Consider the following 6983-nt stretch of genomic DNA (forward strand, 5'->3'; position numbering starts at 1 on the left):
TCGATGTCACCGATAAGGAAGGCCGCTCGATCTTTGGCTCGATCGAGCAGACGATCCAGAAAGCCTGATCGCCGCCCGCCGTTGTGGGAGCGTGCTTGTGGGAGCGTGCTTGCACGCGATAAGCGGCAGGACATGCGAAACACGCGCAAGAAAAAAGGGCCCGCTTTCACAGCGGGCCCTTCTTCTTTTCTGCCTTGCAGGTTTATCGCGTGCAAGCACGCTCCCACAACGGCATGGTGGCCTTACTTGGCTGCCATCAGCGCCTTGGCCATGTCGAGCATGCGGTTCGAGAAGCCCCACTCGTTGTCGTACCACGAGAGGACCTTCACCAGCGTGCCGCCCATGACGCGGGTCTGCGTCGCGTCGTAGATCGACGAGTGCGAGTTGTGATTGAAGTCGATCGACACCAGCGGCTTGGTGTTCACGCCGAGGATGCCCTTCAGCTTGCCATTCGCGGCTTCGTTGATCGCGGCGTCGATCTCTTCCTTGGTCGTCTCGCGAGCGGCCGTGAAGGTGAGGTCGACCACCGACACGTTGATCGTCGGCACGCGCATCGCGAAACCATCGAGCTTGCCGTTGAGCTCCGGCAGCACCAGGCCCACCGCGGCGGCGGCGCCGGTCTTGGTGGGGATCTGGCTGTGCGTGGCGCTACGGGCGCGGCGCAGGTCGGAGTGGTAGACGTCCGTCAGCACCTGGTCGTTGGTGTAGGCGTGGATGGTGGTCATCAGGCCGTGCACGATGCCGACCTTCTCGTGGAGCACCTTCGCCAGCGGGGCCAGGCAGTTGGTGGTGCACGAAGCGTTGGAGATGACCTGCAGGCCGGCGTGGAGCTTGTCATCGTTCACGCCGATGACGAAGGTGCCGTCCACGTCCTTGTCGCCCGGGGCGGAGATGATCACCTTCTTGGCGCCGCCGGCGATGTGCGCGCTGGCCTTGGCCTTGGAGGTGAAGAAGCCGGTGCACTCGAGGACCACGTCCACGCCGTGCTCGCCCCAGGGCAGCTTCGAGGGATCGCGCTCGGCGAAGACCTTGATGCGGTCGCCGTTGACGATCAGGTCGCCACCATCCACCGACACCTCGCCCGGGAAACGGCCGTGGGCCGTGTCGTACTGGGTCAGGTGGGCGTTGGTCTCGGCATCACCGAGGTCATTGATCGCGACGATCTGGATGTCCTGGCCGTTCTTCTTCGACTCATACAGCGATCGCAGGACATTGCGACCGATACGACCGTAACCGTTGATAGCGACCTTGATGGTCATGTGCAGCCTCCGGGTGGGAATTGCGACTGAGGTGAGGGCCAGGGGCCTAAACCTCCATGGTAACGGAAGGTCGCAGGGGGCGGCTTGCTGCAATGCCGCGATTTGTCATTCGTGCCTCAGCCCGGGTGTGGCACACTTGGCCGTTCGCCCGCGACGGAAACGTTTACTGTCCCATGAAGACGCCCCATAAGCGCCGCACCATTGCCGCCCTGGTAGCCCTTTCCCTCACCGCCCTGGCCGGCACCGCCGGTGCCTGGGGTGACCTCGGCCACCGCATCGTCGCCGAGCTGGCCTGGCGCCAGCTGGATCCTTCGGCCAAGGCCGAGATCGAGCGCCTCCTGAAGGCCGACGGCAGCGATTCCCTCCCGGATATCGCCAGTTGGCCCGACCAGTTGCGTAACGATCCGGAAAACAAGGAGTTGGGCAAGGCCACGGGGCCGCTGCACTACGCCGACTTCCACGACCCGAAATGCCATTACAACCCGCCGGTCGACTGTGCCGACGGCAAGTGCGTGGTCGGTGGCCTGGAAAAATACGTCGCCATCCTGGGCGACCGCCACAAGTCGAACGCCGAGCGTGCCCAGGCCCTGAAGTTCGTAGTCCACTTCGTGGGCGACGTCCACCAGCCGCTCCACGCCGGTAACCGCGACGACAAGGGTGGCAACGAGTACCAGGTCCAGTTCGACGGAAAGGGCACCAACCTGCACAGCGTGTGGGATTCGAAGATGCTCTACACCACCGACCTGAAGTGGGAAGCCTACGCCGACAAGCTGGCCGCCGAAGGCCCGGTGAAGCTCCCGCGCCCGATCGCGCCTTTGGATAACCCGTATGCCCAGTGGGCCGAGGAGTCCTGCCAGGTCGTCGCCCAGCCGGGCTTCTACCCCGCGAACCACAAGATCGACGACGCCTACGTGGCGCACTACCTGCCCACCGCCGAGCTGCGCCTGCGCGAGGCCGGCAAGCGCCTGGCCGAACTGCTGAACAAGACGCTCGACTGACCGGCCCGTCCCCATTCATTGAAGACACACAGACAAGGTAAGAAACGATGACCGATATCCAGGTACGCCGCACCAAGATCGTCGCCACCCTCGGCCCCGCCACCGATGCGCCGGGCATGCTCGAGAAGATCCTGGAGGAGGGCGTGGATATCGTTCGCCTGAACCTGTCGCACGGTACGCCGGACGACCACCGCGCCCGCGCTGCGGCCGTCCGCGCCGCGGCTGACGCCGTGGGCCGCGAGGTGGGCATCCTCGCCGACCTGCAGGGTCCGAAGATCCGCATCGAGAAGTTCGCCGATGGCCCGATCGACCTGATGCCGGGTGACACCTTCGTCCTCGATTGCCGCCCGGATGCCCCGGCCGGTGACCAGACCCGCGTCGGCGTCAGCTACTACGATCTGCCGAAGGACGTGGTCGCGGGCGACATCCTCCTGCTCGACGATGGCCTGGTCGCGCTGGCCGTGGTCGATGTGGTCGGCAGCGAGATCCACACCCGCGTCGCCATTGGCGGCCGGCTCTCGAACCGCAAGGGCCTGAACCGTCAGGGCGGCGGCCTCAGCGTGTCGGCGCTGTCCGACAAGGATCGCAACGACATCAAGCTCGCCGCCGAGATGGGCGCCGACTTCCTTGCCGTATCGTTCGTGCGCCAGGCGGAAGACCTGCACGAAGCCCGCCGTCTCCTGCGCGAGGCCGGTGGTGATGCCGCCATCGTCTCGAAGATCGAGCGTGCCGATGCCATCCCCGTGCTCGGCGAAATCATTGATGCGTCCGACGTGGTGATGGTCGCCCGTGGCGACCTCGGCGTGGAAATCGGCGACGCCGAGCTGCCCGGCCTGCAGAAGAAGATCATCCGCGAGTCGGTGATGCGTAACCGCTCGGTGATCACGGCGACGCAGATGCTGCAGTCGATGGTCCGCGCGCCGATCCCGACCCGCGCCGAAGTGCTCGACGTGGCCAATGCGGTCATCGACGGCACCGACGCCGTCATGCTTTCCGAAGAGAGCGCGGCCGGCGCCCATCCGGACAAGGCGGTTGCCGCCATGCGCCGCATCTGCCTCGGTGCCGAGCGCCAGTTCGAGCCGCGCGATGATCTGCGCCCGGCCGCCACCAGCCTCGACCGCTCCGACCAGGCCATCGCGCTTGCCGCCATGGTGCTGGCCTCGCAGATCGGCGTGCGTGCCATCGTCTCGCTGACCGAGTCGGGTGCGACCGCACAGTGGCTGTCGCGTTACCGCTTCGCCGTGCCGATCTACGCCATGAGCCCGTCGGACGTGGCACGCCGCCGCATGCTGATGCTCCGCGACGTGCAGCCGGTGGCCTTCGAAACCGGCAACCTCGATCCGGCACACACCGCGCGCGCCGCCCTGCAGCACCTGTTCGCGCTGGCGAAGCTGACCAAGGGCGACCGCGTGATCCTGACCCACGGCGACCACATCGGCCGCCACGGCGGCACCAACACGCTGAAGCTGCTGGTGATCGGCGACGACGGCATCCCGGATAGCCTGCGCGACCTGTGACGAAAAAAGCCCGCGAATCGCGGGCTTTTTTCTTGTAGGAGCCCACCCTGTGGGCGACATCGTTCGCGACAACGCAAGAGTCTTGCCGCTCTTCCGCGACCGGCGTCGCCCACAGGGTGGGCTCCTGCCCATGGCGCGCGGGGAGGGGCGTTACTTGCCGAGCAGGCTGCGGCCGCGGCCGATGCCGTAGTAGGCCAGGCCCGCTTCCTCGACCGTCGCGGGGTCGTACAGGTTGCGGCCGTCGAAGATGACCGGCGTGAGGAGCAGCGACTTCACGTGCGCGAAATCGGGGCTGCGGAACGCCTTCCACTCCGTCACGATCACCAGCGCGTCAGCGCCTTCGAGTGCTTCGTAGGGGCGGGCGACCAGCGCGAGGTCGGGGCGGTCACCGTAAATGCGGTGGGTTTCTTCCGCCGCCTCCGGGTCGAAAGCGCGCACCGACGCACCGGCATCCCACAGCTGCTCCATCAGGCGACGGCTGGAGGCTTCGCGCATGTCGTCGGTGTTCGGCTTGAACGCCAGGCCCCAGACGGCCACGGTGAGCCCCTTCAACTTGCCATCGAAGTGCCGGGAAAGCAGGGCGAACAGGCGCGACTTCTGCGCGTCATTCACGGCCTCCACCGAGTTCAGCAGTTTCGCGTCATAGCCCACGTCGTGGGCTGTGCGGGCCAGTGCCTGCACATCCTTCGGGAAACACGAGCCGCCGTAGCCGGCGCCGGGATAAATGAAGTGGTAGCCGATGCGGGGATCCGCACCGATGCCCTGGCGCACCAGCTCAACATCCGCGCCCACGTGCTCGGCGATATTGGCGATCTCGTTCATGAAGCTGATCTTCGTGGCGAGCATCGCGTTCGCCGCATATTTGGTCAGCTCCGCGGAGCGCTCATCCATCACCACCATGCGGTCATGGTTGCGGTTGAACGGGGCGTAGAGCTTGCGCAGCACGCCGATCGCGCGCTGGCTGGAGGCGCCGACGATGATGCGGTCGGGCCGCATGCAGTCTTCAACCGCATCGCCTTCCTTCAGGAATTCCGGGTTGGAAACCACATCGAACGGCACATCCACGCCGCGCGCGTGGAGCCGTTCCGCGATCGCGGCCCGCACCCGGTCCGCGGTGCCCACGGGGACGGTCGACTTGTTGACGACCACCGTGTAGCGGTCGATGTGGTCGCCGATGGTCCGGGCCACGGCGAGCACGTACTTCAGGTCGGCGCTGCCGTCTTCATCCGGCGGGGTACCGACCGCGATGAACACGATATCGGCGTGGCCAATGGCCGGGGCGGCCTCGGTGGTGAAATCGAGCTGGCCCCCGGCGTGGTTACGCAGGACCATGGGCTCGAGGCCGGGCTCATAAATGGGGATCTCGCCTTGCTTCAGCCGGGCGACCTTGTCGGCATCGACATCGACGCACACTACGTGGTTGCCCATTTCCGCCAGGCAGGTGCCGGTGACGAGGCCCACGTAACCGGTGCCGAAAATCGTGACTTTCATGAGGATCCTTGGTCATTCCGGCGGGGTCGCCGCAGCCATCGATTGTAGTCGGCTGCGCCTGTTGGGCATACCGCGGGAGCCCTTCGGCCGGCCTGTTTGCCCGCCCGAGGGTCCTCCCATACAAAATCGGGCGGCGCATGAATCCACACGCCCGGCTTACGTCAGGGGCGGTACACTCCTCGCCCTGGCAAACCAACGAGGGCGTCATGATCCGTACATCCATCCTCACCGGCGCTGTCGCCGCCGTCCTCCTCCTTGCCGCCGGTACCGCCGCGGCGCAGTCCGAACCGCGCAAGGTCGCCCCCGAGCGCCTGCCGAACTATTGGACACTGACCAATACGTCGGTCAATGCGGATGTGCCGAACACGGGCAAAAACCTCGACCAGCCGGGCTGTGTCGCGGTCACGTACATGATCGGCTCGAACGGCCTGCCGCAGAACGTGGTAGCCGCAAAGACCGTGCCCGCGGGCGACCTTGCCCAGGTCGGCGTCAGCGCCGTGAAGGATTTCCGCTACGCGCCGTCGGGCGTCAACCGCGTGGGCGACCCGGTGCGCACCTATTACGTCGTCGGCTTCAACCTGCCGGAAGACCCGGCGCGCAAGGCCGCCATCCTCAAGCAGTGCGAGCTGCCGGGCTACCAGACCACTTGATCGCCTGATCGCGCCGCACAACGGCTTTCGCGGGGTATTCCCCTATACTCCGCCGGTTTTCGCACTTGGCCCCGCCCGCTTGCCGGGGCATACCACTACTTCCATTGGAGTTCCCATGAGCATCGAAGACCTCGAACAGATCGCGCAGCAGATGGTCGCCCCGGGTAAGGGCATCATCGCTGTCGACGAATCCGCCACGACCATCAAGAAGCGCATCGAGGCCGTGGGCCTGGAGAACACCGAGGAAAACCGCCGCAAGTACCGCCAGCTGCTGCTGACCGCGCCGGGCCTGGGCGAGTACATCTCCGGTGCCATCCTGTTCGATGAAACGATCCGCCAGAAGACCGACGATGGCCGCAGCATGGTCGAGGCGATGAACGCCGCCGGCATCCTCCCGGGTATCAAGGTCGACAAGGGCACGCACCCGCTGGCCGGTTGCCCGGGCGAAGTGGTCACCGAAGGCCTCGATGGCCTGCGTGAGCGCCTGCAGGAATACGCCAAGCTCGGCGCGAAGTTCGCCAAGTGGCGCGCGGTGATCAAGATCACCGACGACACCCCGACCTCGACCGCGGTGGAATCCAACACGCACGCTCTCGCGCGTTACGCCGCGCTCTGCCAGGAAGCCGGCCTCGTCCCGATGGTCGAGCCCGAGATCCTGATGGACGACAAGGACAGCGTGCAGGACCTGGACACCAGCTTCACCGTGCACAAGGAAGTCCTGCAGAGCCTGTTCGCCCAGCTCGAGCTGCACAACGTTGAACTCAAGGCGCTGATCCTGAAGGTCAGCATGGTCATCCCGGGCAAGTACGCCCCGAAGGAAGACCAGGTGGACGCCGAGGACGTCGCCAATGCGACCGTCAGCGTGTTCCAGTACGCCGTGCCGGCCGCCACCGCGGGCATCGTGTTCCTGTCGGGCGGCCAGGCCGACCAGCAGGCCACCGAGAACCTCAACGAGATCAACAAGCTCGGCCCGCACCCGTGGCCGATCAGCTTCTCGTACGGCCGTGCGCTCGTGTCCGCCGCCCTGGAGACCTGGGCCAAGGACCAGAAGGGCAACTACGACGCCGC

At 66.0% G+C, this 6983-nt stretch carries 6 protein-coding genes; 4 read left to right on the top strand and 2 right to left on the bottom strand.

The window, feature by feature from the left end; translation table 11 throughout:
* Positions 1-242: 242 nt before the first annotated feature.
* Positions 243-1259, bottom strand: a complete 1017-nt coding sequence (gene gap, locus ACTHLF_RS16110) for a type I glyceraldehyde-3-phosphate dehydrogenase (RefSeq protein WP_440328523.1) — start codon at positions 1257-1259, stop codon at positions 243-245.
* Between the two features lie 173 nt (positions 1260-1432).
* Between gap and ACTHLF_RS16115 the strand changes: the two genes are divergently transcribed.
* Together ACTHLF_RS16115 and pyk are read left to right on the top strand one after the other, a co-directional pair.
* A complete protein-coding gene (locus tag ACTHLF_RS16115) occupies positions 1433-2257 on the top strand; it encodes a S1/P1 nuclease (protein WP_440328524.1) in 825 nt (274 codons plus the stop codon).
* 47 nt (positions 2258-2304) lie between these two features.
* A complete protein-coding gene (gene pyk, locus ACTHLF_RS16120; protein ID WP_440328525.1) occupies positions 2305-3774 on the top strand; it encodes a pyruvate kinase in 1470 nt (489 codons plus the stop codon).
* A gap of 150 nt (positions 3775-3924) precedes the next feature.
* Here the strand turns inward: pyk and ACTHLF_RS16125 are convergent, their stop codons facing one another.
* Complete coding sequence (locus ACTHLF_RS16125; RefSeq protein WP_440328526.1) at positions 3925-5265, bottom strand: UDP-glucose dehydrogenase family protein; 1341 nt, start codon at positions 5263-5265, stop codon at positions 3925-3927.
* Positions 5266-5471: 206 nt separating this feature from the next.
* Between ACTHLF_RS16125 and ACTHLF_RS16130 the strand changes: the two genes are divergently transcribed.
* Both ACTHLF_RS16130 and ACTHLF_RS16135 read left to right on the top strand, forming a co-directional pair.
* Entirely contained in the window at positions 5472-5915 is a 444-nt protein-coding gene (locus ACTHLF_RS16130; protein WP_440328527.1) for an energy transducer TonB, read from the top strand.
* Positions 5916-6030: 115 nt separating this feature from the next.
* Positions 6031-6983 (top strand): class I fructose-bisphosphate aldolase (locus tag ACTHLF_RS16135; protein WP_440328528.1); only part of this gene is annotated, 953 nt, incomplete at its 3' end.

It is taken from the genome of Luteibacter sp., from assembly GCF_051958795.1.
Classification (GTDB): domain Bacteria; phylum Pseudomonadota; class Gammaproteobacteria; order Xanthomonadales; family Rhodanobacteraceae; genus Luteibacter.